Annotated in this window: 24 protein-coding genes and 1 pseudogene; 9 read left to right on the top strand and 16 right to left on the bottom strand. The window is 65.0% G+C overall.

Annotated elements, in window-relative coordinates:
- Window positions 1-93: 93 nt before the first annotated feature.
- From MRBLWH10_RS13575 to MRBLWH10_RS13585, 3 genes are read left to right on the top strand one after another with little or no spacing between them, the layout of a single operon-like run.
- The gene (locus tag MRBLWH10_RS13575; protein ID WP_341940283.1) at window positions 94-1,071 is read left to right on the top strand and encodes an ABC transporter permease; all 978 of its coding nucleotides are present in this window, start codon (window positions 94-96) and stop codon (window positions 1,069-1,071) included.
- Between the two features lie 53 nt (window positions 1,072-1,124).
- Window positions 1,125-2,087: an alpha/beta hydrolase gene (locus MRBLWH10_RS13580; protein WP_341940284.1), complete on the top strand. Its 963-nt coding sequence runs from the start codon at window positions 1,125-1,127 to the stop codon at window positions 2,085-2,087.
- Window positions 2,088-2,130: 43 nt separating this feature from the next.
- Window positions 2,131-3,084 (top strand): DMT family transporter, encoded by a 954-nt coding sequence (locus tag MRBLWH10_RS13585; RefSeq protein ID WP_341940285.1) that lies wholly within the window; start codon window positions 2,131-2,133, stop codon window positions 3,082-3,084.
- Window positions 3,085-3,537: 453 nt separating this feature from the next.
- Here MRBLWH10_RS13585 and MRBLWH10_RS13590 read toward each other — a convergent pair whose 3' ends face one another.
- The 4 genes from MRBLWH10_RS13590 to MRBLWH10_RS13605 all read right to left on the bottom strand — a co-directional run bounded on the left by MRBLWH10_RS13590 (window position 3,538) and on the right by MRBLWH10_RS13605 (window position 7,630).
- Window positions 3,538-5,037 carry a Xaa-Pro peptidase family protein gene (locus MRBLWH10_RS13590; protein ID WP_341940286.1) on the bottom strand — a complete coding sequence of 500 codons (1,500 nt, stop codon included), beginning with the start codon at window positions 5,035-5,037 and terminating at the stop codon, window positions 3,538-3,540.
- 28 nt (window positions 5,038-5,065) lie between these two features.
- Entirely contained in the window at window positions 5,066-6,262 is a 1,197-nt protein-coding gene (locus tag MRBLWH10_RS13595; protein ID WP_341940287.1) for an acyl-CoA dehydrogenase family protein, read from the bottom strand.
- 345 nt (window positions 6,263-6,607) lie between these two features.
- Window positions 6,608-7,201 (bottom strand): helix-turn-helix domain-containing protein, encoded by a 594-nt coding sequence (locus tag MRBLWH10_RS13600; RefSeq protein WP_341940288.1) that lies wholly within the window; start codon window positions 7,199-7,201, stop codon window positions 6,608-6,610.
- A 93-nt stretch (window positions 7,202-7,294) separates the two neighbouring features.
- Entirely contained in the window at window positions 7,295-7,630 is a 336-nt protein-coding gene (locus MRBLWH10_RS13605) for a RidA family protein (RefSeq protein WP_341940289.1), read from the bottom strand.
- Between the two features lie 245 nt (window positions 7,631-7,875).
- Between MRBLWH10_RS13605 and MRBLWH10_RS13610 the strand changes: the two genes are divergently transcribed.
- The 3 genes and pseudogenes from MRBLWH10_RS13610 to MRBLWH10_RS13620 form a co-directional block, all read left to right on the top strand.
- Entirely contained in the window at window positions 7,876-8,775 is a 900-nt protein-coding gene (locus MRBLWH10_RS13610) for an N-acyl homoserine lactonase family protein (RefSeq protein WP_341940290.1), read from the top strand.
- Window positions 8,776-8,909: 134 nt separating this feature from the next.
- The gene (locus MRBLWH10_RS13615) at window positions 8,910-9,116 is read left to right on the top strand and encodes a hypothetical protein (RefSeq protein ID WP_341942594.1); all 207 of its coding nucleotides are present in this window, start codon (window positions 8,910-8,912) and stop codon (window positions 9,114-9,116) included.
- Between the two features lie 52 nt (window positions 9,117-9,168).
- Window positions 9,169-9,402, top strand: a pseudogene (locus MRBLWH10_RS13620) (4-hydroxybenzoate 3-monooxygenase); the annotation flags it as partial.
- A gap of 187 nt (window positions 9,403-9,589) precedes the next feature.
- Here the strand turns inward: MRBLWH10_RS13620 and MRBLWH10_RS13625 are convergent.
- The 3 genes from MRBLWH10_RS13625 to MRBLWH10_RS13635 all read right to left on the bottom strand — a co-directional run bounded on the left by MRBLWH10_RS13625 (window position 9,590) and on the right by MRBLWH10_RS13635 (window position 14,286).
- Window positions 9,590-10,333, bottom strand: coding sequence for an SDR family oxidoreductase (locus MRBLWH10_RS13625; RefSeq protein ID WP_341940291.1), 744 nt, complete (start codon window positions 10,331-10,333; stop codon window positions 9,590-9,592).
- 41 nt (window positions 10,334-10,374) lie between these two features.
- A complete protein-coding gene (locus MRBLWH10_RS13630) occupies window positions 10,375-12,510 on the bottom strand; it encodes an acetate--CoA ligase family protein (RefSeq protein WP_341940292.1) in 2,136 nt (711 codons plus the stop codon).
- 126 nt (window positions 12,511-12,636) lie between these two features.
- A complete protein-coding gene (locus tag MRBLWH10_RS13635; RefSeq protein ID WP_341940293.1) occupies window positions 12,637-14,286 on the bottom strand; it encodes an ABC transporter substrate-binding protein in 1,650 nt (549 codons plus the stop codon).
- A 209-nt stretch (window positions 14,287-14,495) separates the two neighbouring features.
- Here MRBLWH10_RS13635 and MRBLWH10_RS13640 point away from each other — a divergent pair, with 209 nt between their 5' ends.
- From MRBLWH10_RS13640 to MRBLWH10_RS13650, 3 genes are all read left to right on the top strand, one after another.
- Entirely contained in the window at window positions 14,496-15,764 is a 1,269-nt protein-coding gene (locus MRBLWH10_RS13640) for an acyl-CoA dehydrogenase family protein (RefSeq protein WP_341940294.1), read from the top strand.
- Window positions 15,764-16,249, top strand: coding sequence for a flavin reductase family protein (locus tag MRBLWH10_RS13645; protein WP_341940295.1), 486 nt, complete (start codon window positions 15,764-15,766; stop codon window positions 16,247-16,249). The genes MRBLWH10_RS13640 and MRBLWH10_RS13645 overlap by 1 nt, the downstream gene beginning before the upstream one ends.
- A gap of 83 nt (window positions 16,250-16,332) precedes the next feature.
- A complete protein-coding gene (locus MRBLWH10_RS13650) occupies window positions 16,333-16,959 on the top strand; it encodes a helix-turn-helix domain-containing protein (RefSeq protein ID WP_341940296.1) in 627 nt (208 codons plus the stop codon).
- 6 nt (window positions 16,960-16,965) lie between these two features.
- Here the strand turns inward: MRBLWH10_RS13650 and MRBLWH10_RS13655 are convergent, their stop codons facing one another.
- The 9 genes from MRBLWH10_RS13655 to MRBLWH10_RS13695 all read right to left on the bottom strand — a co-directional run bounded on the left by MRBLWH10_RS13655 (window position 16,966) and on the right by MRBLWH10_RS13695 (window position 25,490).
- Complete coding sequence (locus MRBLWH10_RS13655; protein WP_341940297.1) at window positions 16,966-17,766, bottom strand: ATP-binding cassette domain-containing protein; 801 nt, start codon at window positions 17,764-17,766, stop codon at window positions 16,966-16,968.
- Complete coding sequence (locus tag MRBLWH10_RS13660) at window positions 17,763-18,773, bottom strand: ABC transporter ATP-binding protein (protein ID WP_341940298.1); 1,011 nt, start codon at window positions 18,771-18,773, stop codon at window positions 17,763-17,765. The genes MRBLWH10_RS13655 and MRBLWH10_RS13660 overlap by 4 nt, the downstream gene beginning before the upstream one ends.
- Window positions 18,770-19,633, bottom strand: a complete 864-nt coding sequence (locus MRBLWH10_RS13665; RefSeq protein ID WP_341940299.1) for an ABC transporter permease — start codon at window positions 19,631-19,633, stop codon at window positions 18,770-18,772. The genes MRBLWH10_RS13660 and MRBLWH10_RS13665 overlap by 4 nt, the downstream gene beginning before the upstream one ends.
- Window positions 19,630-20,679, bottom strand: a complete 1,050-nt coding sequence (locus MRBLWH10_RS13670) for an ABC transporter permease (RefSeq protein WP_341940300.1) — start codon at window positions 20,677-20,679, stop codon at window positions 19,630-19,632. The genes MRBLWH10_RS13665 and MRBLWH10_RS13670 overlap by 4 nt, the downstream gene beginning before the upstream one ends.
- Window positions 20,646-22,073: an amidase gene (locus tag MRBLWH10_RS13675; protein WP_341942595.1), complete on the bottom strand. Its 1,428-nt coding sequence runs from the start codon at window positions 22,071-22,073 to the stop codon at window positions 20,646-20,648. Before MRBLWH10_RS13675 ends, MRBLWH10_RS13670 begins: the two co-directional genes overlap by 34 nt.
- On the bottom strand, window positions 22,073-22,555 hold the full coding sequence (locus MRBLWH10_RS13680) for a hypothetical protein (RefSeq protein WP_341940301.1): 483 nt from the start codon (window positions 22,553-22,555) through the stop codon (window positions 22,073-22,075). Before MRBLWH10_RS13680 ends, MRBLWH10_RS13675 begins: the two co-directional genes overlap by 1 nt.
- Before the next feature lie 93 nt (window positions 22,556-22,648).
- Complete coding sequence (locus tag MRBLWH10_RS13685; RefSeq protein WP_341940302.1) at window positions 22,649-23,242, bottom strand: TetR family transcriptional regulator C-terminal domain-containing protein; 594 nt, start codon at window positions 23,240-23,242, stop codon at window positions 22,649-22,651.
- A gap of 32 nt (window positions 23,243-23,274) precedes the next feature.
- On the bottom strand, window positions 23,275-23,739 hold the full coding sequence (locus MRBLWH10_RS13690; protein WP_341940303.1) for a DUF3237 domain-containing protein: 465 nt from the start codon (window positions 23,737-23,739) through the stop codon (window positions 23,275-23,277).
- Between the two features lie 65 nt (window positions 23,740-23,804).
- Window positions 23,805-25,490, bottom strand: a complete 1,686-nt coding sequence (locus tag MRBLWH10_RS13695) for an amidohydrolase family protein (protein WP_341940304.1) — start codon at window positions 25,488-25,490, stop codon at window positions 23,805-23,807.
- Window positions 25,491-25,507 lie beyond the last annotated feature (17 nt).

A 25,507-nucleotide genomic window follows, 5' to 3' on the forward strand; every position in this document is an offset into this window, starting at 1 on the left:
ATGATGTCGACGAAATCAGCACACACACCGACCGCACAGACCTCACCGTCCACGACACCTCGCAAGAGCGTGCTGCTGCGGTTCCGCCAAGCCATGGATCTCCAGCTGGTGATCCTCGTCATTGCCACCGTCCTGCTCATGGGTGTCTTCACCGCAGCCTCTCCGATGTTCTTCACGGCGGACAATCTGCTCAACATCGCGAACCAGAATGCGTCGACGTTCATCGTCGCTGCCGCGGCCGGGATGCTTCTTATGGCGGGATACGTCGACATGTCTGTGGGGTCGGTCATGGCACTGGCCGGCGTCAGCGCCGCGTTCGCATCGATCGAGTACGGAATGATCGCCGGCATCGTGTGCGCCGTGCTGGTCGGAACGCTGGTGGGCATGCTGAACGGAGTGCTGATCGGCCAGATCGGCATGTCGCCCATCGTCGTAACGCTCGGTGTGCTCGCGGCCGCGCGCGGACTCGCGCAGTTGCTCTCTCCCGGCTCGCTCTATGGTCTGCCCGATGACCTCATCGGAATGGGATCAGGTGTGTTCCTCGGCATACCCATCCTGGTCTGGATCGCCGGAGTGATCTGTGCGATCTTCTGGTTCGTGTCCGCGAGGATGCCCGCGGGCAAGCACACACTCGCAGTAGGAGCGAACCCGCGCGCAGCGTTCCTGACCGGCATCCCGGTCAAGTCGTTCGTCATGGTGCTGTACATCGTCGTGGGCATCAGTGTCGGAATCGCCGCGATCATGCAGGTCGCGCGACTCGGCAGCGCACCGTCCGGCACGCTCGGTCTGGGGTTCGAAGTCGCCGTCCTGACCGCTGTCCTTCTGGGAGGCGTGCCATTCACAGGTGGACGAGGCAGCGTCATCGGAGTTCTTATCGGTGTGTGGCTGATCGCAGTCCTCGGCAATGGACTCACGCTGCTGAACGTGCCGACCGAGATCTCCGGGATCGTCACGGGTGTCGTTCTCGTCCTCGCCGCTGCGAGCTCGCTGAGCGGTTTCCAGCGGCGAAGAAGGCGTCCGCGTCGAGTGCAGCTGAGCGCGCGCACCGCTGCCGTTCGCGTCTCCAAGTAAGCCCCCCACCCACCGACGGACGCGGGTCGTTCGTCATACCAGAGGAGAACCACATGAGCTCACAGGCACCAGTGGCCGCAGACGCAGGCGAGTTCCTCGCCGTCGTGAAGGACGCACCACCCCTCGACACTCAGAGCGCGGAGCAGAACCGGCTGGATCTCGAGCAGGCGATCCCGCTGACGGGAGTCGGGGCAGATGTCATGCTCGTCGAGGACACAGAGATCGCAGGAGTCAGGGTCCGTGTCCACGCATACTCCAACCAGCCCGACCAACCCTGCATCGTGTATTTCCACGGTGGCGGCTGGGTCATCGGCGATCCAGATCTCGCCGACTCCACCACCCGCGATCTCGCTCTTCATGCCCAGGCGACCGTCGTCAGCGTCGACTACCGTCGCGCACCGGAGAACCAGTTCCCTGCGGCTCACGAAGACGCTGTCGCCGTGACGAAGGCGCTGCTCTCCGGCAGCGCTGGACTGTCGATCAACCCGGATGCCGTCGCGGTCGCCGGGGACAGCGCGGGCGGCAATCTTGCGGCCGGGGTGGCGCTGGCCCTCCGGCACGCCGAGCGCCAGCCGGTTCACCAGGTGCTGATCTACCCGAACCTGGATTGGGACATGATCCGCGAGTCCGAGGCGTGGCGCACCTACGGCGAAGGGCACTTCCTCACGGCTCGTGATCTGAGGTACTTCTACGCCGCCTACGCCCCGAATGCTGACGGTTCGGATGCAGATGACCTACGTCTGAATCCGGGGAAGGCGACCGACCTCAGCGGACTCCCGAAGGCGCTCGTCCTCACCGCCGAATGCGATCCGATCCGCGACAGCGGAGAAGACTATGCGCGACGGCTGAGCGAGGCCGGTGTCGACACGACATGCGTGAGATTCCAGGGGCAGGTTCACCCGTTCTTCTACATGGGCGGAATCATCAAGGACGCCCTCGCTGCACGGCGATTCGTCGGTGCAGAGCTTCGAGCCACGTTCACTGAGGTTGCAGCCAGTACGGCAGCGAAGAATTGAGTGCCCACCGCGGCGAGGACCGCCGCTGCGGGCGAGGTCGGCGATGAGCAGTGACGGCCGGACGTTCCCCGCCTGGTTCGCGCTCTTCGGTTCCGGGATCGCCGGCGTTCTCGTCGCAGTGCAGTCGCAGTCCAACGCAGCGCTGAGCGGGGAGATCGGCGACGGGTACCTGGCGTCGGCGATCTCCTTCGGCTCGGGACTACTCGTGATGCTGGTGGTCCTGCTCTTCTCCTCGCGCGGCCGACAGGGCCTGCGGCGCGTTCACACGCAGGTGAGGGCAGGGACGCTCCCTGTCTGGGCTCTTACCGGCGGGGCATGTGGCGCATTCTTCGTTCTCGGACAGGGACTCGCTGCGTCGGCGACAGGCGTGGCGCTCTTCACTGTCGGCATCGTCGGCGGCCAGGTACTCGGCGGTCTGCTGATCGACAGGATCGGCGTCGGTCCGAGCGGCGTCGTCAGGCCGAGCGTTCAGCGGGTCGTCGGAATGATCCTCGCCGTGGGGGCCGTGGCCATCGCCGTGCTATCCGATCAGAGTTCCTTCATCGCCGTCGGCCGACAGTTCTGGTTGATACTGATCCCGGTCGTCGCGGGGATCGCCGTCGCTTGGCAGTCTGCAGTCAACGGTCTTGTGCGCGTCGCTGCCGACAGCGCCGCGTCGGCGACGACCGTGAACTTCATCATCGGAACATCCGTACTGTTCATCGCAGCCGTCGTCTCGGTCAGCATCCAGGGTTGGCCGCACCATTGGCCGAGCAATCCCGGCTACTACATCGGTGGCTTCGTCGGCACCCTCTTCATCGGCCTCGCGGCCGTCTTCGTGCGCACAGTCGGCGTGCTGTTGCTGAGCATGTCGAACGTTGCAGGGCAGCTCCTGGCCGCCGTGGCGCTCGAGTCTGCCCTCCCCCTGGCAGAGGGATCGACGCCAGGACTTCTCGCTGGAGTCGCCGTTGCTCTCTGCGCGGTCACGATCGCGGCGCTCCCCCGCCGTACCCGGTGAGGCGCCAGCTGGCGGGGAGAGCGATGCGCATGATGGCAGGGATCCTGGTCAGCTGACGATCGATCGAGTCAGGATCCCCGGGACGATTCCTCGCAGGGCCGCCTCGGCGGTGGAGAGTGAACCAGTTCGCGGTGCCCATCGCGAAGTGATTTGACCGGCGCACCGAGCCGGGCGGCCGTCTCTCGCCTTCACCCATCGAGCATCCCGCCCCGATGACTGGCGGCGTTCGGCTTATTAGCGAGCGAGATCAGACCACCGTCACGGCGGCCGTGTCGATCGATGCTCGCTGCCTCGCGCGCTGACAGTCCACGGCGGCGACATCGAAGAGGGATGCTCACGCCTCGCGTCGGGCTTCCTTCACGATGATCTTGACCTCACCTGCGACGGGGAGTCCTTGCACACGGACGGGTGACCTGGCGCGGCTCCGCTCCTCGGAGCGGAGCCGCGCGGGTCTCAGGCCTGTCCTTGCCCCCAGATCGTGTTCAGGTGCGACTGCGAGTCGCGCTCGTTCTTCAACGGACCGCCGACGGCGATGTAGCGCGGGCCTGCGATAAGCAGCTCTTCCGCCGGGAACTTGGTGATGACCTCGCACCCGGTCGCCGTGACGACGACTTCCTCTTCGATCCGTGCGGCGCCCCATCCATCGGCAGACGGCCAGTAAGTCTCGAGCGCGAAGACCATGCCCTCTTTGAGCTCTTCCGGGTGATCAAAGGACGTGAGGCGCGAGAAGATCGGCTTCTCCCAGATCGACAGCCCGACGCCGTGACCGTACTGTAGAGCAAACGCCGCTTCCTCGTCGGCGAATCCGAACTCCTGAGCTGTCGGCCACACCGCGCAGATGTCGGCTGTCGTCGCGCCCGGCCTCACGAGAGCGATCGCACGGTCCATGTACTCCCGAGCGCGCGTATACGCATCCTTCTGCTGCCTCGATGCCGATCCCACCGCGAACGTCCGGTAGTAGCAGGTGCGATACCCGTTCCAGCTGTGCAGGATGTCGAAGAACGCCGGATCACCCGGGCGGATGAGGCGATCGCTGAACACGTGAGGGTGCGGTGAGCATCGTTCTCCGGAGATCGCATTCACACCCTCGACGTACTCGGAGCCGAGGTCGTACAGGGTCTTGGCAACGAGACCGACGGCTTCGTTCTCACGCACCCCCGGCCGCAGGAAGCGATAGAGCTCCTCATACGCGGCATCCACCATCGAGGCGGCCTGCGTGAGCAACCGGATCTCGTCATGCGTCTTGATCCGTCGAGCCTCCATGAACACCTGCTGGCCGTCGACGACCGTGATCCCCTCCTTCTGCAGTGCGAAGAGGATGGGGAGCTCGATGACGTCGACGCCCAACGGCTCGTGCGCGACCCCGAACTTCTCCAGCTCGCGCTTGATCTTGCGCGCGACCTCCTCCGCGACACCCGCGTCAGGCGGGAACGCTCCGCGAAGCGTCGAGATACCCGCCCGTGCGCCCGACTCCAGACGCGGACGTTTCGTGCCCTCGTGCGGCGCATGCGGATCAGCATCCATCTCCGACGAGGTCACGTCGAGCCACGGGTTGTAGAGCGCATGGTGCTTCGCTGCCGAGCCGAAATCCCACGAGATCGGATCGGTGTTGCGGGTGAGCAGACTGAATCGGATCAGTTTGTCCATGGCCCACGTGCCGATGTGAGTCGACGTCATGTATCGGATGTTCGAGAAGTCGAACGCCAGAACAGCTCCGAGATCCGACGAAGCCAGTTCGCTCTTCAACCGGCTGAGGCGCTCGTCGCGCAGGCGGTCGAAGTCGACGCGCGCCTCCCAGTCGACACCGTTGGTGCCTGTCGTGCCCGTGCTCTTCATTGCTTTCCTCCAGGTCGGACGCGACGGCGCGCCACGATGCGGGTTGGGTGTGCGTAAACGGTCGAGGCTGTCACGGCGCCGGTCGACCGAGGGGCCGCCTGCGGCGCACTGGCACACGCAGACGACCGCCGGCGCTGCGGGCGGATCAGACGATGGGCAGGACGAAGCGCGCGTCTTCTTCCCGGCCGAAGATCACCTTTCCGAATGCCTCGTAGCCACTCGCTCCGAGCGTGTGGCCATGGCGCGATGCCGTGGCCTGGTCGCGCCAGATCCGCTGGAGCGGCGACACGTCTGCGAAACCTCCCGATCCGTGGGCGGTCATGAGGTCGTGGATCATGTTCGTGATGGTCTCGACCACCCACGCGGCCTTCGCCCGCATCTCGATGCGCTCGCTGTAAGGCGCGTAATACCCCGTCTCCGTCCCGGCGTAGATCTCGTCGGCGACCTGTGCCGCGACGAGCTCCGCGGCCGTGAGGTCGACGGTCGCCTTGGCTATCGCGGTCTGGAAGAGGACGGAGTCCGCCTGCTTCGCATAGCCGGTGTAGGCGATCGGCTTGGATTCGGCCTTCTCGATCACGAAGTCGAGAGCCGCGCGTCCCATTCCCAGGTGCGGTCCGACGAGCTTCATGAACAGCGACGGCACGAAGATCGTCTTATAGGCGGCCTCCGGGTTGTCGCCGAGATATCCGCCCTCCACGGCGGCAGTCAGCGGGAGGACCCGATATGCGGGAACGAAGACGTCCTCGGCGATCTGCATGACGCTCGCCGTCGACTTCATCCCTGCGACGAACCAGTTGTCGTCATAAGTGAGGTCAGCCGTCGGGATCAGGGCGAGGCCCGCGTCGACGACCTCTCCGGCGTCGTTCTTCAGCGGAATGCCGAGAAGCGACCACGTGGCATGCATGCTGCCGGTGCCATAGCCCCACTTGCCGGTGACACGGTATCCGCCTTCGACGGGCTCCGCTTCAGAGGTGGTTGCGAGCACGATCGAGATGAACGAGTCGAGGCCATCGCCCCAGACGTCCTGCTGTGCGCGCTCATCCATAAGGCTGAGTACCCAGGCGCCGGAATCGAGGATGCCGTCCACCCACGCCAGGCTGCCGTCACCGCGACCGATGGCTCGTGCCACAGCATGGGCTTCGCGCGTGTTGGCCGCAAGCCCGCCGAACTTCGTCGGAGCGGAGATGCTGAAGGCGCCCGTCGCAGCGACCGCCTCGAAGACCTCGCGCGAGATACGACGGTTCTGATCGGCTTCGCGTCCGCCCGCAATGAGCTGAGGGCGCAACTGGTCGATCTTCTCGACGATCGCTGCGATTTCGGGCCGAATTCCTGTCATTGCCATGGCACTCTCCTCGTGGCGGCGCGGTCGGCTGTTCCGGCCGTGTCTCGCGTGTTCAACAACAATGACGGAGCATCCCCATTGTGTCAAGTGCCACTGTACATCTGCCGTGGGGGCGCTGCAGAAGGAGCTTCTCTCCCCAGGCCCAGCGCGCCAAACCTCGTGGAGACTTTCGCGGCCTGGAAACGCCGCAGGGATCGACCATCGTCGACGTCGACGACAAGGAGAGAAGCGACGGATCGGAGGACGGCGTGCCTCTGACTCTCCTCCGGAGCACGAATCGTGCATCACACAGGACGACGTGCCATGCCGGAGAGCCGTCGGCTTCAGACGCTGGAGGGGTGGGCTTCAGACGTTCGGGGTGTCGTGTCTGCCGATGACAAACCACACCCCACGGGCAGGGACCGCCCCCCTGTTGGCCAGCAGATGCGGCCGCGACGATTCGAAATGGAGCGAATCGCCGGGCGACAGCTCGTAGGTGTCGAAATCAAGCTGGAGCGTCAGCACACCCTCCAGCATGTACCCGTACTCGATCCCAGCGTGACGCATGAGCCGCCCGTCCACCGAACTGGAGGCGCCGGGATCGTATGTGATGAGCAACGCCTCGACCGCACCGCCCTGCGACATCGCGAGCCGCTCCCATCGGACGCCGTTCTCCATCTCGATCACAGGGCCATCGCCCGCGCGCTGGACATCGGACCGCGCAACGGCCGCAGAGGAGCCTCTCGAATGGTCGGATCCCATGCCGAGCAGGTCGTCAGCCGATACCTCGAGGAGATTCGCGAGGGCATAGAGGGTGGACACGGAAGGCTGGGACTTTCCTGTCTCGACCTGCGATATGAGGCTGGGCGACACGCCGAGCGACTGCGCGACGCTACGGAGGCTCAGGCTTCGCGACTGCCGAGCTTGTCGCAGGCGCGTTCCCAGTTCATCAGCGGCCACAATATGATCTCCGTTGCCTCAATCATGCGATTCGGCAAGACTATCGTGCCAGGCTCAAAGTCCGTGCAACGCGACTACACAGAGCGATGGGTGTCAGATCGCGGCGATCGCGTCGATCTCGATCACCGCATCGTTGTAGAGCGAGTGCACGCCAACGGCCGTGCTCGCCGGCAGCTGATCCGGATCGAGGATCGAGTCGCGGACGCGGCGGTACGCCTGAAGCTTCTCCTCGTCGAGATGCTTGATGTAAACGTTGACCCGAATCAGGTCTGCAAAGGTCGCGCCGCCTCTGTGCAACGCCTCTTCCAATGCTCCGAAGGTCAGCCTGATCGAGTGCTCGTCGTCTTCGGGGTAGGGAGCGTAGACGCCTGATACGTACAGGAGCCCCGTGGCAGTGTCCAGGACACTGTCCGCGATTCCCGGGACCACCGGAGCGGGAAAGCGTACGAGTCGATCACCGGGCATCTCCGTCTACTTTCCTCAAGCTGTCAGGCGGCGCAGGTGCACAGCCATCCGCCGCAGCCTTGTTGTCCGCGCTCTGACGTTACCGTCTGATTAAAAGTATTGCAATCGTTTGTGAAGAGATGTACATGTAGGTGTACTGCACACCCGTGCAGCAACGTCAGCTCTCATACAAGACCAGGCCCGCAACCCGAACCCGAGAAAGCGCCATCATGAGCGAACGCAAGACCGACTACTCGATCTATTCACTTGAGTTCTGTCAGGGCACCATGCCCCATGACTTCTTCGGAGGTTCAGGCCTCTACAGCAATGCAGGAACGGTGCGCATACCGATGCTTTACACCCTCCTGATCGGTGGAGAAGTGGGAGGCAAGCAGCATGTCGCACTCGTGGACTGTGGCTTCCGCAACGACTACTGGCTCGATCGATACCCGTTCCAGAGTTGGGAGAGCCCGGTAGAGGTTCTCGCGAAGGTCGACCTCACCCCGGAGGACATCGACGTCATCCTCGTCTCCCACATGCATTTCGACCACATGGGCAACTTCGAGGCATTCCCCAACGCCCAGCTGTATGTGCAGTTCGACGAGTACGTCGGGTGGTCCGAAGCGGTGGATCTGGCGAACCAGATGCCGAGCGATGCCGACCGCGCATGGATCTTCTCATCGTTCGACCCCACCGACCTGGCCCGTGCGGCCAAGGGCATCGCGGACGGCCGTATCCGCTTCGTCAACGGCGACGAGGAACTGCTCCCGGGAGTGACGGCTCGTCTGGCCCGCGACTCCCACACGTTCGGGTCGCAATGGTTCAAGATCGAGACGCAGAGCGGCCCGTTCGTCGTCGCCGGTGACACCGTGTACTGGTATTCGAACGTCGAGAAGATGTGGACCCCCGGCTATGGTCAGGGCAACGACTTCAACCTCATCAGGCTCTACAAGACGCTCAAGGAAGAACTCAAAGACGAGACGAGCCGGATCATTCCCGGCCACGACATCGACATCGTGCAGCGCTACAAGTCCTGGACGACCGACAGCGGCAACTACGTCATCGAGGTCAACCGACGTGAGAACGAGGCCTCCAGGGCACCTGCGAACGCAGGCGTGCTCCTGACCTGATCGACAACAGACGGCGCCTGTAAGAAGAGCTCACGTGCAGGCGCCGTCTTCGGCGGATGCGGGGAGCATCGCCGCCGACGCGACGATAGGAATCGAACGAGGAGACGGCGACATCGAAGAATAAGACGATCCTGATCGTCGGCGGATCACGCGGCATCGGCCTCGAACTCGCAAAGGCTCTCATTGGCTCAGGCAACGACGTCATCATCACGAGCCGCTCGCGGCGCACAGGATCACGCGCTGGACGTGGCCGAGCCGGAGGGCATCGACGGCTGGTCGTGGACTGCTCACTGCCACCGCCATCACTCCTCTCACGTCGAACGTCGCCTTCTCCGCGCTGACTCGCGGTGGCGACGCAGCTGATCGTGAAACACTCGCTGCGCTAGGGGGAGCGCGCTGCGACCGCTGCTACTTCGGAACGATGAGCGCCTCATCGACGCTTACACGGAGACTGCACTGAACCACATCTGGAAAGCTCAGCACTCCTCATGGTGGATGCTGCACGCCGCTCCGGGCGCGTCGGACTTCGACCGCCTCCGGCAACTCGGCGAGCTGCGTTCGTTGGTCGGCTCCGAGGCCGGGCGCACATTCCTCGCCGAGGCTTACTCTGGCTGGCTCCTCGCCTGACGCCGTTCTTCACGGTCTGAACCTGTGACGCTGCGGCGCACATCCTGCACAACACCGCGGCTGGCAGAGCACCTCCTCCATCACGGCCAGCCCCCTCACCGCCACCGATCGGGCCAGACGCGCGCGAAGACGTTCCCAGAGCAGGCGAATACCGTTCTCGAGCTCCGGGCGACGACGAAGCCGCCGATCAACTCGCATGGAGCTCGGTCAGCACCATTTCCAAGGGAGCGATGGGACGCGACCAGAGCTCGGCGAAGGCCTCCCCAAGCGCCTCCTCGACGCCGTCGAGGGACCGGACTCGAAACACGGCTGCGAATGACCTCGCCCCGCCGCCCCCAATCGCCCCGTGTGTTCGAAGGCCGTGGTCGACAGCGCGCATCCATGTCTCGCCTGCTGCTTTGAGGGTGGCGTAGTTCGCAGAGCCGTCGGTCGGGCGGGAAGCTACGACGGACGAGACGATCGCGGTACGGCCGGCCGACGACTGTCTTAGATCACGGTCGAACGCGCGCGACACGTGCCGCAGGGCTGACAGACCGGTTTCCAACAGACGGAATGCCTCCTCCGTCTGCGCGGCGAGGCCGCCACCCCCGCTCCATCCGCCGACCAGATGGAACACCCCATCGACCGGCCCCCACATGTCGTCTACTCGCGCCTTCAGTTCTGCGACCGACTCCTCGCTCGCAAGGTCCGCGCGCTGAACATACACGTGCGGCAGCTCCCTTCGACACCGAGCGAGCTTCTCTTCATTCCGTCCGGCGATGATCACTCGGGCGCCGCGGGCGAGAAGCGCCTTCGCGGCGGCAAGTCCCGAAGCGGATGTCCCCCCGGCGAGCAGCACTAGCCTGCCCGCGATGGGATGCGCGGGGGTGGTCTCCATCTGAATCTCTCTTCGTACGGTCAATGCGGCCCTTCTCTCGTTGATGTTCTCCACTGCAGCAGCCGTCACCCTGACGACCCGTGCAGGATGCCGTCTCAGTTCCGGGCGCGAGCGACGAGGAGCGCATCGACCACGAATGTGGTGCCTCCGATCGGGTCGATGATCACCGGGTTCAGGTCACCTTCGGCCAAGAGATCCTTCATGTCCTCCGCCAGCCACGAGAGCTTCACGAGGACGTCGAGAAGAGGTTCGACATCGACGACAGGATGCAGATTTCGGAACCCGCTCAACAGACGAGCGAGACGGGTCCGGTCGAGCAGCTGCCGCGCTGTATCCGCCGAGAATGGTGCGATCGCGTACTCCACATCGCCGAGAAGCTCGACCAGCACTCCACCGACACCGATACCGACCGCCACGCCGATGTCGGGGTCCGAGACGAAGCCAACGAAGGCTTCGATCCCCGAGAGTATCTGCCTCTGCACCTCGATGCCGCGCACAACGGCATCAGGGCGATGGCGATGTGCTGATTCGAGAATCGACTTCCATGCATCGCGCAACTGGCCCTCGTCCTGCAAGTCGAGCGCCACCCCGCCTACATCGGAACGATGGGTGATGTCCGGAGAATCGATCTTCGCCACGACGGGGTATCCATTGCGCTCACACCATCGAACCGCCTCATCCACATCGCCGAAGGAACGCGATCCGACGGCGTTGATGCCATACGCATCGAAAACCCGTCGCATGGTGTCTCGGTCCAGCACGCCCGATGTGCGCGCGAGAGAGTCGCGGATCTCGCCCACGATCGATGTGCCGGGAACCGACGATGGGCGGGCGGGCAGTCCCGCGCCCGAGCCCGCGACAAGAGAGGCCGCACGCACTGCTGTCAACGCGTTGCGGAGTCCGCGGAGCACCGGGATGTCCGTGGGGGTCGTGGGCACCCGGGCAGGGTGGACGGTCATCGAGGAGCTGGAAGCGAAGAGCACGGGGATCTCGGTCTCAGTGTTCAGATGCGTGAAGGCATCGACGATATCGTCTTCGTATTCCAATTCGATCGAAGACAGACTCGACTGTGCATCGATGACACCTAGTACGACATCCACGCCCTCGTCCTCGCTGACGATCTGCAGAGTGCGACGGAAGGTATCGTCGTCGGCATCCGCGCTTCCCCATGCGTCGAGCGGGTTGATCGCGTGCATGTCGGGGAGTACCTCCTCGAGGCGCCGTTGGGTCTCCTGCGAGAAGCGCGCCAGCGTCGCCCCCACCTGTTCGGCCAGGTCCGCAGCCAGAGCTGCTTGGCCCCCGGAGAGAGTGACGATCGCGGTACGCCCCGCTCCGACGGCTCGTGCGTCGACGCGGGCGAGCAGGTCGATCGCAGCCGCCAACTCGTCGTAGTCCGACAGAAGAGGCACGCCGATCTGCTCCATGTACGCGTCGATGACCGTTCGATTGCTGAGCATCGCTCCGGTGTGCGCGAGAGTCGCCGCCCGCCCGGAATCAGAAGCTCCCACCTTCAGCGCCACGACCGGCTTGCCGGCCTTCCGAGCGGCGTCGACCGCGCGAGCCAGACCCTCGGAGTCGTACACCGACTCCAGGATGAGCGCGATGACTCCCGTCCTGGAATCCTCCGCGAGGTATCGCACATAGTCGGCGGTCGTCAGCACCGCTTCGTTGCCCGTCGACACGATGTGGGAGAAGCCGACACCACTCGTCGATCGCGCCACGAAGATCGCGCCAGACCCCGACTGCGAGACGATGGCGACATTGCCGGCGGGCAGGTCGGCGAGGATCCCCTCGTCCGCCCACAACATGGTGCGGTCGTGGACGTTGATCAGCCCCATGCAGTTCGGTCCGTGGATATGCATGCCCGAGCTGCGAGAGAAGTCGCTGATCGCCTGGATCTCGTCGGAGGTGAATCCCACGCTCATCACGAGCCCCGTCTTGACGCCGACAGCCGCGAGGTCACGCAGCGCGGGGAGCACGGCTCCTGCTCGAAGGGTCACGACGGCGAGGTCGACGTCGGCCGCCTCGCTCACGTCGGCCAGCGGCACGATGCCCTCGATCGTGCCATCGCCCCGGCTGAGAACATCGATCCGGCCGGTGAAACCGCCGCCGCGGAGATTGCGGAGCACTTGGTTCCCGGTGGCATCGGGTCTGGTCGAGGAAGCGCCCACGACGACGACTCGCCTCGGGGAAACGAGCGTGATCAGCGGGACGAGCTCGGCGAGCGACATAGGGACTCCTTATTATGTAGCACTTATTATATAAAAAGCGGGGTGTCACGTCCAGCCCGATCCTGCAGCGGAACGGCGGCCAGCCCGGCTGCATCCGGGCTGGCCGCCGTTCCGATCAGGCCGTCGCTATTCGGCGCTCCCGATGAAGGAGAGCGACGGAAGGTTGACGTAGACCGAAGAGGCGATCACCCCGCCCAGACGATCGCTGACGAAGTTGATCTGGTAGGGGTTGACGATGGAGATCGTCGCGGCGCGCTCCTCAAAGCGATCCTGGATGTCGAGGGTGATCTCGGTGCGGCGCTTCTCGTCGAGTTCGCCGACGGCCTCACCGAACAGTCCCGCGAGCTTCTCGTCCACGTAGCCATCCCAGTTGTAGAGGCCGTCGGGCAGGTAGTAGTAGCGGATCGAGGCGAGCGGCTCCTGCACGATGTCGCCGCTGCTGCTCAGAAGCAGGTCGCTGTCCCCACGCACGGACGGGTCGTACATCGCCTGGGCGTACTCGAGCGGCTGGAGCGCCCTGATCGAGACGCGAAGGCCCGCGGCCTCCGCCTGGGCCTGAACGAGCTGGCCGAGCTGAGAAGCCGTCTCGTCTCCGCTCGCCACGATCAGCTCGATCTCCCGCCCCTCGGCTCCGGCCTCTTCCACCAACTGCTTCGCCTTCTCCGGGTCGTAGCCGCGTTCGTCCGCGATCGCGGACGTCCGCTTCTGCGTGCTCTCACGCACGGAGGCCGGCCACGAGTTGGGGCTGATCGCGGTGCTCCACGACCGGGCGGCACCATGGAAGACCGTCTTCGCGATCGCGTCCCTGTCGATCATCTGCTGGAACGCCTGCCGCAGCGTGGCGTCGGTCGCGAGGATGCTGTCGGGGCTCGCGACACGGAGAGACCAGATCGTCGTGGTGTCGCCGTAGTACAGAGACCCGGTGTCGACGGCCTCCAAAGCCGGGATCGACGACGCGGGAATCTCCCATCCGCCATCGACTTCACCGGTCGCCATCGCCTGAGTGAGCGCACTCGTGTCGGTGATGAAGGTGAGGCGGACGTCGTCCACCTTCGCCGCTCGTTCTTCGTTCCAGTAGTTCTTGTTCTTGACGAGGCGGATGTCGGTGCCGACGTTCCACTGGGCGATCTCGAACGGGCCAGAACACATCAAACTGCCCGCGGGGGTGCCGAGCGCTTCCCCGGCCTTCTCGCTGAACGCCTTCTCCATGACGACACCCCCGACGCCGACCATCGTCGGCAGGAAGGTGGCATCGGGGGCGCTGAAGTCGATCGCGACCTCCGTGCCCGAGATGGCCGAGATCGACGCCACGTTGGCGAACGTCGGCGCGAGGTAGGACGACGGCGACGCGGCCCGGTTGAGGCTGTAAACGATGTCCTCGGTCGTCAGCGGCGCCCCATCCCAGAACGTCGCGTCCGCACGGAGGGTGAACACCGCCCTCAGCGGGGACTCCTGGGTCACGGACGCAAGACCAGGCACGATCGCCCCCGACTCGTCCACGGAGAGCAGGGAGTCGCAGACGCTGGTGACGACGGCCATCGCCGAATAGGTCGGGACGTTCGGCGGGTCCAGAGTGGCGGGCTCTCCGGACCCGAGGTTCCAGGTGATCGAGTCGACAGGCCCGTCCCCTCCCGGGGATCTGAGCACCGTCTTCACAGCGGCGTCCGGCGTCGTGTCCGGCGTCACCGCCGTGCATCCGACCACCGAGCTCGCGGTCGCGATGCTGACGGCGGCGACGAGTGCGGCCCTGCGCAGGGTCCGGCGCGATCGGTTCATATCGTGCTTCCTCTCGACGTTCATCGCAGAGCCCTCGGGACGGACTCCGGTTCCGTCATTGAACCGCAGATCGACCTTAATGTGGTGACTTTTATATAACGATCGCTCCATCACGCACATCCGGAAGAAGTCTGAAAGATCTTCTTGCAAATGTCTATCTATTGATACACACTGTGACTAGTCGTACCAATTATGTGACAGGAGATGCCGTGAACACCGCCACAACTACTGCCGAGGCCACGCTTCTCGAGCGCGTGACCGAGATCTTCCCCCTTGTTCGCGATGCCGAGGAGATCATCGAGAACGAGCGGAGGATGCCTGAAGAGATCACCGACGCCCTCTACGAGTGCGGGATGTACCGCGCGTTCCTCCCGAAGGAGCTGGGTGGGCTGGAAGCGCACCCAGTCGAATGGCTCGAAGCCGTCGAGGCGCTCTCCCACGTGAACGGTTCCGCCGGCTGGCTCTGCATGCTGCACACGGGGCAGACCTGGGCCGGAAAGGACGCGATGCGACGCATCCTCGAAGACGAGCGATGGATCATCGCAGGCAACGGAGGCCGCGCCGGCGGGGTCGCGCGCGCCGTGGAGGGAGGCTACTGGGTATCAGGACGCTGGCCGTTCTCGAGTGGATCCCCGGAGGCGACCCATCTCTTCGGCCTGTGCGTGCTCCACGACGACAATGGCGAGGTCGTGCTCTCTCCGAAGGACGGCACTCCGTGGTTCGTCGTTCCGTACTTCCGCCGGGAGGACGTGACTCTCCACGACACCTGGGACGGTCTGGGTCTGCGCGGAACAGGAAGTGGCGACTTCTCGGTCGACGAAGAGGTCTTCGTTCCTGCCGATATGGTGGACGAGCGCGGCATTTGGGGGATCACCTACGGCACGCCGCACGAGAAGGGGCCATTCATCCAGGCCGCACACTCTGCTCATGCGCTCGGGCTGGCAACCGCCGCGCTGGAGGAGCTGATCAAGCAGACACACCTCAAAGCCCGTCGCGGCTCTTACCGTCAGCTTCGCTTCGCGACCGACGAGAACCTGCACATCGCTATCGCTCGGTCGGACGCGCGGATCCGCGCGTCGCGGCTGCTGCAGAACGATGTGATCTCCCGCGCGTTCGAGAGTGCGCAGAACAACCGCTTCATCGACTACGAGCTGCGTGTGCTCATGGCGGAGATCAACACGTTCATCGTTCACGAGTGCCGAGACATCGTGAACACCCTGTTCGTCGAGAGCGGCGTGGGCGGTGTCGGGGCGAAGTCCCGTCTCGCACGGATCTTCCGCGACATGGCGGTGGCAGCGAACCACATCATCATCGCCCAGAACCAGCTTCCCTCCGTCGGCGCCTACTGGATGACTCGCGACATGGAAGGCGGTCCCTTCATCGACAATATCGAGATGTCCGCCATCTACCCGCCCCACCCGCAGTTCGCCGACCGGGCGAGCATCCGCGTCGACCTCCCCACCCGCAAGCGGTCATGATGAACACGTCGACACTGCGGACCCCGTCCCTGCTCGATGCACAGGCGCTGCGTGGCACGTTCTCACGTTTCGCCACCGGCGTCACGATCGTCGGCTTCGAGAACCATGACGGCATCCACGGGCTCACCGTCAACGCCTTCACCTCTGTGTCGCTGGACCCCCCGCTGCTTCTCGTATCGATCCAGAAGACGTCCCGATCCCACGAACCGCTCATGCAGCAGCCGTTCTCCGTGAGCATCCTCGCGGACACGCACGCGGCGGCTGCGCGGTCCTTTGCCTCGAAGGACCGCGCAGGAGCACCGGACTGGGATCGCTCCGGTCGAGTGCCGCGAATCGCTGACGCGATCGGATGGTTCGAATGCGAGCACTGGGCGCAGCATGATGCGGGCGATCACACCTTGGTGGTCGGAAGGATCACGGACTTCGGGAGGACCGACGGAGAGCCGTTGCTATTCTTCAATGGTGCGCTCTCCGGACTCAGCTGACCCCCATGGCGATGCCGGCCTTTTTCGTCATGTCCCACAGAAACCGGCGAGCTGAGTTGGCGACGTCCGATTCCTCGACGACGGTGGAACGATCGATCGCCCTGCTCTGGGAGCTCTATGCGAACCCGGAGGGACTATCCGCATCCGACCTCGCGCGTCGACTCGACACGCAGCGCACGGCTCTCTACCGCCTCTTGCGACCGTTCCTGCGCACGCAGTTCATCCGCAGGGACGATCGTAAGCGCTACTATCTCGGATTCGGCATCACGGCGCTCGCTCGAGCGGTCGCCGAGCCTATCGAGAACCTCGTCCGAGGTTCGCTCCAGAAGCTCGCTGATGACACGGACTGCTCGGCGATGATCATCGCCGACACGGACGGCATCCTGGTCACCGTCGCGAGCGCCGGCCCGCAGCATCCCGGCATGCATGTCGCCGCGCCGCCAGGATTCGTGCATGAGAACAACGACGTCGCTCTCAGAGCGATCGACGCAGGCAGGGGGGCTGCGGCGACCGATCCGCTCGCGGATGCCGCAGGATTCAGCAATGCGATCGGTGGACTGGCGACGACGATCGCGCTGCCCCTTCACGTGCCGATCATCGGATCGGACGCGTGCATACTACTGGCCTCCGTCACTCCGTTCCGGCTCGACGACGTGCTCCCCCTCCTCTCACGAGCCGTCGAAGAGGTCGCTCGCTCACAGCATTCGTGATCTCCCTCACCGACGTTTGCGCTGCGGCGGTGTCCAGCCCGGTACCGGCACAGACTCGATGAGCCTGCGGGTATAGGCAGCCTGAGGATCGTCCAGCACCTGGTCGATGGGACCTTCCTCGACAACGGCTCCGTCTCGCATCACCAGAACGCGATCGCAGATCTGACGGACGACGGCCAGGTCGTGCGAGACGAACAGATACGCCAGCTGAGTCTCCTCGCGGAGGTCGCTGAGCAATCTGAGCACCTGCGCCTGGACGCTGACGTCGAGCGCCGACACCGCCTCGTCGAGGATCAGCAGGTGCGGCTGCGGCGCCAAAGCCCGCGCGATGGCGAATCGCTGCCGCTGACCTCCGGACAAATGCCGGGGATAGGAATCGGCATGGTGCGCCTCCAGTCCGACACGCTTCAGCAGCGTGCGTGCGAACTCGTTCGTCGATTGACCAGCCGGCGTGCCATGGATGGCGAAGATCTCCGCGAGACATGCTCCGAGCTTCTGGCGAGGGTCCAAGGATCCGAACGGGTCCTGGAAGACCATCTGCACTCGTCGGGCCTGGGCGCGGCGAGCGACCGCTGTCCGGGCGGGTCTCGTCTGCTCGCCCCAGAAGGTGATCCGCCCCTCTGTGGTCCGCTCGAGTCCCGCGATCATTCGTGCGGTGGTCGATTTCCCCGAACCCGACTCACCGACGATCCCGACGGACTCGCCTGGCATCAGATCGAAGCTCACGTCGTCGACGGCTCGGAAATCTCCGCCGGGAGAAGCGAAGACCTTCGTCACGTGTTCCAGTGATACAAGAGATGCGCTCACTGTGCGATCCTCTCCAGCCGGTTTCGGATCTCGTGAGTTCTCACGCATGCGGACACACTGTCGTCGCCCACTGGCCGCAGCCGCGGTTCGCTCTCGACGCATTCGGGCTCGACGAAGCGGCATCGATCCGCGAAAGCGCAGCGATCGTGCACGGACGACGCGAGCGTCGGGACTCCCGGGATGCTGGCGGGAAGCTCGCGTCTCGTCAGAGAAGGGCGCGCAGCCAGCAACGCCGAGGTGTAGGGGTGCGTCGGGGTGCTCGTCACTGAGCGAGCCGGTCCCGCCTCGATGATGCGCCCCGCGTACATCACCACCAGCCGATCGGTCGTGGCCGCGGCGAGATCGAGATCATGGGTCACGAAGAGGAGCCCGACATCGTGAGCCCGAATCACATCTCCGAAGATCGACATGACCTCCGCCTGAACGGTGACGTCGAGCGCAGTGGTCGGCTCGTCGGCGAGCAGGAGCTGAGGTTCGGGCATCAGGGCGGCGACGATCATCACGCGCTGCAGCAGACCCCCCGAGAGCTGGCCGGGGTACTGCTTCATCTGCCGCACAGGATCGCGGAACCCCACCTCTTCGAGCAGTCGCCCGGCGCGATCCCGCGCTTCGCGGCGGGACAGACGGCGATCGGCCACGACCGCCTCTGTGAGGAAGTCGCCGATGGTCCACAGTGGGTTGATGTGCGCTCGAGGATCCTGGTAGATCATCCCCACCCGACGAGATCGAAACCTCGCGAGGTGCGAAGGTCGCATCGAGAGGACGTCCTCACCGTCGAACTCAATGCTGCCCTCACTGCTGAAGCCTTTGGGCAGCTGCCCCATCACCGCGCGCAACGTCATCGACTTGCCCGAGCCGGACTCCCCTACGACGCCGACGGCTTCGCCAGGGCGCACGTCGAGGTCGACTCCGCTGAGGACCGGGACGAGCTCGCGCCCGATCCGATTGCGTACGTGCAGGCCCCGGATCGAAAGAAGCGGGGGACGAGGGTCTACTGTGTGTGTCATCGACTCGCTCCCAGCATCCTCTGCAGACGTTCCCCCAGGAGGGTGAAAGAGATCACGGTGAGGACGATCATGACTCCGGCCGCCGTCGTCTGTTGGGGATTCCCGGCGAGGAGCTCGGTGCGGCCGGCGATGACCATGGCCCCCCATTCCGCGGTCGGCGGCTGGACTCCGAGTCCGATGAACGACAGCGCACCGAACTCGAGCAGCGCGACGCTGAAGCCGAAAGTCGCCTGAGCGAGCACGATCGGCATGACACCGCGCAAAATATGCGCATTGATTCGCACGGTCGACACTCCAGAGAGTGCGAGCGCCTCGACGTAGGGGCGGTGACGCTCCTGCAGCGCAGTTCCCCTGATCACGCGCGCCACGTAAGGCGAACTCGCGAATGCCATGGCCAGCACGGGCGCCCAGAACCCGGCACCGAGAACCGTGACCGCGATGATGGCCACGATCATCCCGGGTATGGCGATGAACACGTTGAGAACCGAGGACGTCGCACTGTCCACGAACCCGCCGTACCAGGACGACAGCAGAGCGAGGAGGGTGCCGATGATGACGCTGATGCAGACGATGAGCAAAGCCGCCGCGTAGCTGATCTGCGCGCCCCAGAGGATCCGGGAGAGAAGGTCTCGTCCGAGCGAATCCGTGCCGAGGAGGTGCGCCGGACTCGGGCCTTGGTTAGCGGCGAGGAGATCAGTGGAATCCGGGGCGTACGGCGCGACCAGCGGCCCGATCGCGGCCATCACGATAAGCGCCCCGCAGAGGACGATGAGGAAGATCGTGTACGGATCCAGGGCACGCAGGCGTCTCCGTCCCCACCGAGGAATGCGCAGAGCTGAGGTGACCCCGGCGAGTGTCATGCTCTCTCCTTTCGGGACCGGAGCGACGGATCCAGGAGCACGTGGATCACATCGACCAGTGCCATGACGATCACGTACACGGCGACGACGATCACGGACACCGCCGCGACCACAGGGACATCCTTGGTTCCCACGCTGCGGACGAGCAAGGATCCGATCCCGTCGAGGGTGAAGGCGGTCTCGACGATCACGCTGCCCGCCACGAGTGCGGCGAGAGTGAGACCTGTCGCTGTGACGATCGGGACCCCGGCGTTGCGCAGCACATGCTTCCCGATCACCAGATGCCGCGGCAGTCCCCTGCCTATCGCCGTACGGACATGCTCCTTCGACCGCTGATCGTCGATGGACGCCATCGAGATCTGCGCCATGTAAGCGATCCACGACACCGAGAGCGCGATCGCCGGGAGGGTCAGATGCCAGAACCGATCCACGCCGGGCGCGCCCGCGCCGAAGCTCGGAAACCACCGCAGGTTCACTGCGAAGAGCCCGAGGAGCGCCGTCGCCGCAACATAGCTCGGTATCGAGATCAGCAGGGCGATCAGTCCCGCGATCGCAGGTCTGATGCGCTCGGTGAGCCCGCCGATCAGACCGAGCGCGATACCGAGCAGCACGATCAGGACGGCGGCGTAGAGGACGAGTTGCAGAGTGACCTCGGCGCGAGGCGCGAGCACGGAGATGACAGAGTCCCGGTAGGTGTAGGAGGTGCCGAGGTCTCCACGCAGCAGACCTCCGATCCACTCGACATAGCGCACGATCAGCGGCTTGTCCAGGCCCAGCTGCTCTCGCATGGCCGCGCGGGCCTCTTCGGTCGCCTTCCCCCCGAGGATCTGAGCGATCGGGTCTCCCGGCGTGAGGGACAGCGCCGAGAAGACGAGGAACGACGTCACGAGTATCGTCGCCACGGGGAGTACTATCCAGCGCACGAGCCGTTGGCGCACTCGGGTCGCCGCAGAGGCGCGCCTTCCGATCGCCCGCACGGTCACGGTCGATGGCCCCAGATCGATCCCCGCCGTCACAGCCGGAACTCCGGGCGCAGGTGAGCCCACGGTTGCAGCGTCTCCCAGACGGCGGCTATCTGCAGAAGCCGCGCATCCTGATGCTGAGGCATGTGCAGCTGCATGCCGACGGGCATCCCGTCGGCATCGAACCCCGCCGGCACCGTGATCGCGGGGATCCCGGCATGAGATGCGGGTTCGGTGTACCGATGAAAGTCGATCGCCGGGTGCGCGACGGGCACTCCGTCTATCTCGGTGTTGCCCCCTGCTGCACCCGGATGCGGGAACGCCGCCACCGGGCTCGTGGGAGTGATGAGCAGATCGAACTCCTCGAACACGCGGTTGTAGGTCCGGGTGATCTCGGCTCGAGTCTCGGAAGCCGTGTGAAGGTGTCTCTCCAATGTGAGCCGCTGCGCCGCCTCGCTGACGCTGCGCATGGCGGGATGCGGCAGCGGGGCGTTCGGATCGAGGAAGGCGGGACCCCAGAAATCGATGAAGTACTCCACCGGGTCCGGCAGAGGCAGCTCGATGAGATTGACCTCGGCTCCTGCGCCCGCCAGCACGTCGATGGCCCGACGGACGACGGCGGCCACCTCGGCACTCGGGGACGCACCGGACGGGCTCTGCGCGTAGGCGATGCGGACACCGGCGAGGTCGGCGGGAAGGGCGCGCACGGCGCTGACGAAATCGCGGGCGGGCAACGGCGTCGAGAACGGAGCCGATGGGTGATGCCCCGCCGCGACCTCCAGCAGAAGAGCCTGATCGACGACGGTACGGGTGAGCGGACCGTCGGTCACCGCCGAGTCCCAAGGGTGCTCACCCGGGATCCAACGCAGCGAGGCTTTGAGCCCGACCACACCGCAGTAGGACGCGGGGATGCGCACCGACCCGCCGCCGTCTGAGCCCCAGGCGAGCTGTCCCATGCCGGATGCGCTCGCCACTGCTGCACCGCCGCTGGATCCGCCGGCGGTGCGCGACAGCCGCCAAGGGTTGTTGGTGACTCCGGTGAGTGCGCTCTCGGTGACTCCGAGCATCCCGAACTCCGGGGTGGTCGTCTTGCCGATGAGGATAGCCCCGGCGCCTCGAAGACGGCCCACTGCGAGAGAATCCGCATCGGGGACATGCTCGGCGAACTGGGTGCTGCCGAAGGTCGTTCTGATCCCCGCTGTGGCCGAGAGGTCCTTGACGGTGAGCGGCACGCCGAACAGCGGAGGCAGGTCTGCGGGATCTGCTCGCATCACCTCGTCGTCCGCACGCGCCGCCTGATCCATTGCCTGCTCGGCGAGGACCGTGACGAAGGCGTTCGTCTGCGCTTCGTGCTCATCGATCTGCTGAAGCGCGGCGGCCACCACCTCCGACGGCTTGACGCTGCGCGAGCGGATGAGGGACGCCACGTCTGCACCGGACATCCAGGCGAGCTCGTCGGAGCGCGGAGTCGTCGACATCACGCCTCGTCCTCCTCGTCCACGCTCCACAGCGCCTTCCACGTCGCGACCATCGCCGGTCGCTCGGATCCCTCGATCTCCATGACGCAGTCGTAGGTGACGAGGTAGCCGCCGGCTCGAGGCTCCAACTGCGTGATCTCACCCGCGACTCGCACACGGTCGGAGATGGTCACCGGAGACGTGAACCGGACTCGATCGAGACCGTAGTTCCACCCCGTCCACGCGTCCGCCTCCACGTACGACACCTGGCCGACGAGGTGATCCAGGAGCGCCAGCAGGTGGAATCCTTCCACCAGGCCCTCCGGATAGCCTGCGGGATCGAAAGGGCTCTCGGCCTGATCCAGGTAGGACGCCTTCTCGAAATGGATTCTGGCGTCGTCTGATATCTCGAGCCATTCGCTGACGAACCGTCGTCCGACGAGACTCTCGATCTCGCTCCAAGGGGCCACGGCGCGCTCTGCGTTGGTTGGGATAGTGCTCACGGTGCTCCTCGGGTACTCGCACTCATGGTCGGGTGAAAGCACTCTACGAAAAAACTCGCCGTTTGTATAGAGCTCGTCACAAAATAATAATCGTCAGCCGTTCGCGCTCTGCACGCCCACCAGGCCGAGCGCCGCCAAGCCGCGCTCCACCACCGCTCGCTGACGCTCTTCCGTCCAGTACTGCGGGTGTTCGACCGCGGAGAGCACAGCTCCGTTGACGAGCGTGCGAAGGAAGTCGATCGCCTCCCCCATCGCATCCTCATCGATCAGACCGTCGAGCCTCGCCCGGAATGCCGAGCGGGCCCTGCCCTCCATCGAGTCGAAGAAGCTCGCTATCGCGCTGTTGTCCGCGGAGTGGACGAGCGCGACTCTGCAGCGCTCGATATCGATCTCCTCAGGTGTCAGCGGAACCATCCACAGCAGGTACGCACGCAGGTCCTCGACGCGGTCGCCGGTCAGGGGCAGCGATGCGACATCATCGTCGTAGTTCGTGGACAGCTCATCGATGATGCCGGCCAGGAGCGTCTGCCTGTCCGCGTAGAAGTGCGTCACCAGCGTGATGGAGCCCTTGAGTTCGCGAGCCAGCGCACGCAACGTCAGCCCGTCGGGGCCGCTGCGGGCGAGCACGCGCATCGCCGCCACGCTGATCTCATGCCTGCGCGCCGCATGGTCGACGATCTTCGGCATGATCTCTCCTCCGTCTGTAACACCCCGCCCGATCAGAGCAGCTGGAATACGCGGATCCGGATCCGCTGGCCTTCATCGCTCGCCACCCCGATGAACTGATTCTCCGCCAACCATCGGTACGTGGGCGAATCCGTGCGGAAAGTGAAGGCCGTACGGAAATAGTACGAGCCTTCCTCGACGGGTTGCCCTGCCTCGAGAAGCTCCTCGACCTCGAGCGTCGCACGGAAGTAGCCCACATTCGTGACGTCCACCACGACGCCATCGCTCGTCTTGATGAGATACCGGGCCTCGACACGCGTCGTGTCCTGCCGCTTCACCGACCAGTCGCCGCCGCCCGACAGCACCTCGCCCGAGAGGCGTGGCCCTTCGAAGCTCCCCCCCGTGATCGGAGTGAACCACAGCTTCTCGTCTTCTCCGACACCGATGTGCCACCCCTCGGCGATGTCCACGAGGATGTCGAAGGCGAACTCGAAGGTCGGCATGGTCAGGTCGGGCATGGGGTTCCTTTTGTCGTGGTCTTTCAGGTGTGTTCCTCGGCGGTCATGCGCAGACCCGAGCGGAATCATCGGGGCGCCGGCAGATGTCCCGACACGACCGCACCCCGGTAGACGACCGCGGACGGATGAACGGCGGCGAGATCCTGACCGGGAGTCGTGAACGGGTCGACGTTGAGCACGACGAGGTTCGCGAGCTTTCCCGGCGACACGCTGCCGTAGTCCTTCTCGATGCGCAGCTGCACCGAGGCATCGATCGTGTACCCCCGGAGCAGCCTGGACAGCGACAGCGACGCCGCGGCGGCAGGGCGCCTGCTCTCGACGAATCGTTCAGCATCCAGAGGCACCTCCGGATCGATCCGGGTGACGGCGATCTGCATGCCGAAGAAGGGCGCCGCCCGGTGCAGTTCAGCGGCCGACACCACATCACTCGAGAACGTGACCCGCGCACCGGCGTCGGCGATCGCGGCCACGTCGTACATACACTCCCAGCGATGCGTGCCGAGATGGCGCGCGGCCTCCTCCCCGAAGTATCCGCCGGACCAATGATTGGTCCAGTTGACGATCACTCCGAGCTCAGCGGGTCGAGCCAGATCGGCCGGATCCACGAGCTCGCAGTGAGCGAATGTGACCTGGACGTTCCATGCGATGCCCTCTGCCTCCACCTGAGACCGTGCACGCTCTACCGCGTCGCACGCCGTGCGGAAGGCCCTGTCGCCGACCATGTGGATGTGAAGGTCCACGGCTGCTCCGTTGCACAGACGCAGGCACTCCACGAGATCGTCGAGCTCCATCTGGATCGCCCCCAGCGGGCCCGCATTGTCTTCGCTGAGCAGCGGATCGATGACGGCCCCGCTGCCGAGTTCGTTCGTGCCGTCGAGGAACAGCTTGACGGTGCGCACCCGCACCTTGCTCGAGTCGGAGTCGTCGTCGAGCGCAGCCACCGTCTCGAGCGCCTCTGGCAGATCGGCCAGGGTGCGGAAACGAATCGCTCCCTCGTAGTGCATGTGGAGATCTCCGCGGCTGTCGAGCTCTCGCATCGCAGTGATGACCTCCGGCGACTCGATGAGCGCGTCGAACACGGCCACCACTCCGGTGCTCCCGAGGAAGTCCAGGACCGGCTGGATGATCTTCGGCGTCGGCCGCTCCGGCGGAGTCCAGCCCAGCGCTTCATACATTCGCGGAAGGAACCCCGCGTGCGCGTTCTCGAAGATGTACCCGGTCGGGCGTCCACCGGCATCCCTCGCGAATCGCTCAAGTCCTGGCACAGGGTCCGGAGTGTTCTCGTCGACACCGAGGAGCTCGAGCATCCGGGTGTTGACCCAGCTCGCATGATCGCCGGAGTCCTGTACGAGCACCGGACGATCGGAGATAGCGCTGTCGAGCAGCTCCTTCGTCGCGCCGGCTTCGCCGAGGAGAGCAGTCGGGAAGTACTCGAAATACAGGTACGGCGCCTCCTCTTTCGGATGCGCTGCGCCGTGGTCGCGAATGGCATCGAGGAGCTCGTCCACGCTGTGCGTCTCCGGCAGCTGCACATGCCATCTGCTCATCGCCACCAGGGCGGGGTGGGAGTGGGCATCGATCAGACCGGGGATCACCGTCCTCCCATCGAGATCCATCGTCGGGAGATCGTGATCCGCGGGGAGATCGGAGGCACGACCCACCCACTCGAAGCGGCCGTCTCGGATCACGACGGTGTCCGCCACGGGACACTGGTCGTCGGAGGTGTGGATCACCGCATTCGTCAGGATCATCCCGGACATCACCCTTT

The organism is Microbacterium sp. LWH10-1.2 (assembly GCF_038397765.1).
Lineage (GTDB): Bacteria > Actinomycetota > Actinomycetes > Actinomycetales > Microbacteriaceae > Microbacterium > Microbacterium natoriense.

Bases quoted from the DNA above. Each gene is read 5' to 3' on its own strand.
- MRBLWH10_RS13580 (WP_341940284.1), top strand. From the start codon at position 1,125: ATGAGCTCACAGGCACCAGTGGCCGCAGACGCAGGCGAGTTCCTCGCC.
- MRBLWH10_RS13675 (WP_341942595.1), bottom strand. From the start codon at position 22,073: ATGTCGACGACTCCGCGCTCCGACGAGCTCGCCTGGATGTCCGGTGCA.
- MRBLWH10_RS13635 (WP_341940293.1), bottom strand. From the start codon at position 14,286: ATGAACCGATCGCGCCGGACCCTGCGCAGGGCCGCACTCGTCGCCGCC.
- MRBLWH10_RS13585 (WP_341940285.1), top strand. From the start codon at position 2,131: ATGAGCAGTGACGGCCGGACGTTCCCCGCCTGGTTCGCGCTCTTCGGT.
- MRBLWH10_RS13645 (WP_341940295.1), top strand. From the start codon at position 15,764: ATGAACACGTCGACACTGCGGACCCCGTCCCTGCTCGATGCACAGGCG.
- MRBLWH10_RS13660 (WP_341940298.1), bottom strand. From the start codon at position 18,773: ATGACACACACAGTAGACCCTCGTCCCCCGCTTCTTTCGATCCGGGGC.
- MRBLWH10_RS13610 (WP_341940290.1), top strand. From the start codon at position 7,876: ATGAGCGAACGCAAGACCGACTACTCGATCTATTCACTTGAGTTCTGT.
- MRBLWH10_RS13630 (WP_341940292.1), bottom strand. From the start codon at position 12,510: ATGTCGCTCGCCGAGCTCGTCCCGCTGATCACGCTCGTTTCCCCGAGG.
- MRBLWH10_RS13685 (WP_341940302.1), bottom strand. From the start codon at position 23,242: ATGCCGAAGATCGTCGACCATGCGGCGCGCAGGCATGAGATCAGCGTG.
- MRBLWH10_RS13690 (WP_341940303.1), bottom strand. From the start codon at position 23,739: ATGCCCGACCTGACCATGCCGACCTTCGAGTTCGCCTTCGACATCCTC.
- MRBLWH10_RS13575 (WP_341940283.1), top strand. From the start codon at position 94: ATGGATCTCCAGCTGGTGATCCTCGTCATTGCCACCGTCCTGCTCATG.
- MRBLWH10_RS13595 (WP_341940287.1), bottom strand. From the start codon at position 6,262: ATGGCAATGACAGGAATTCGGCCCGAAATCGCAGCGATCGTCGAGAAG.
- MRBLWH10_RS13695 (WP_341940304.1), bottom strand. From the start codon at position 25,490: ATGATCCTGACGAATGCGGTGATCCACACCTCCGACGACCAGTGTCCC.
- MRBLWH10_RS13665 (WP_341940299.1), bottom strand. From the start codon at position 19,633: ATGACACTCGCCGGGGTCACCTCAGCTCTGCGCATTCCTCGGTGGGGA.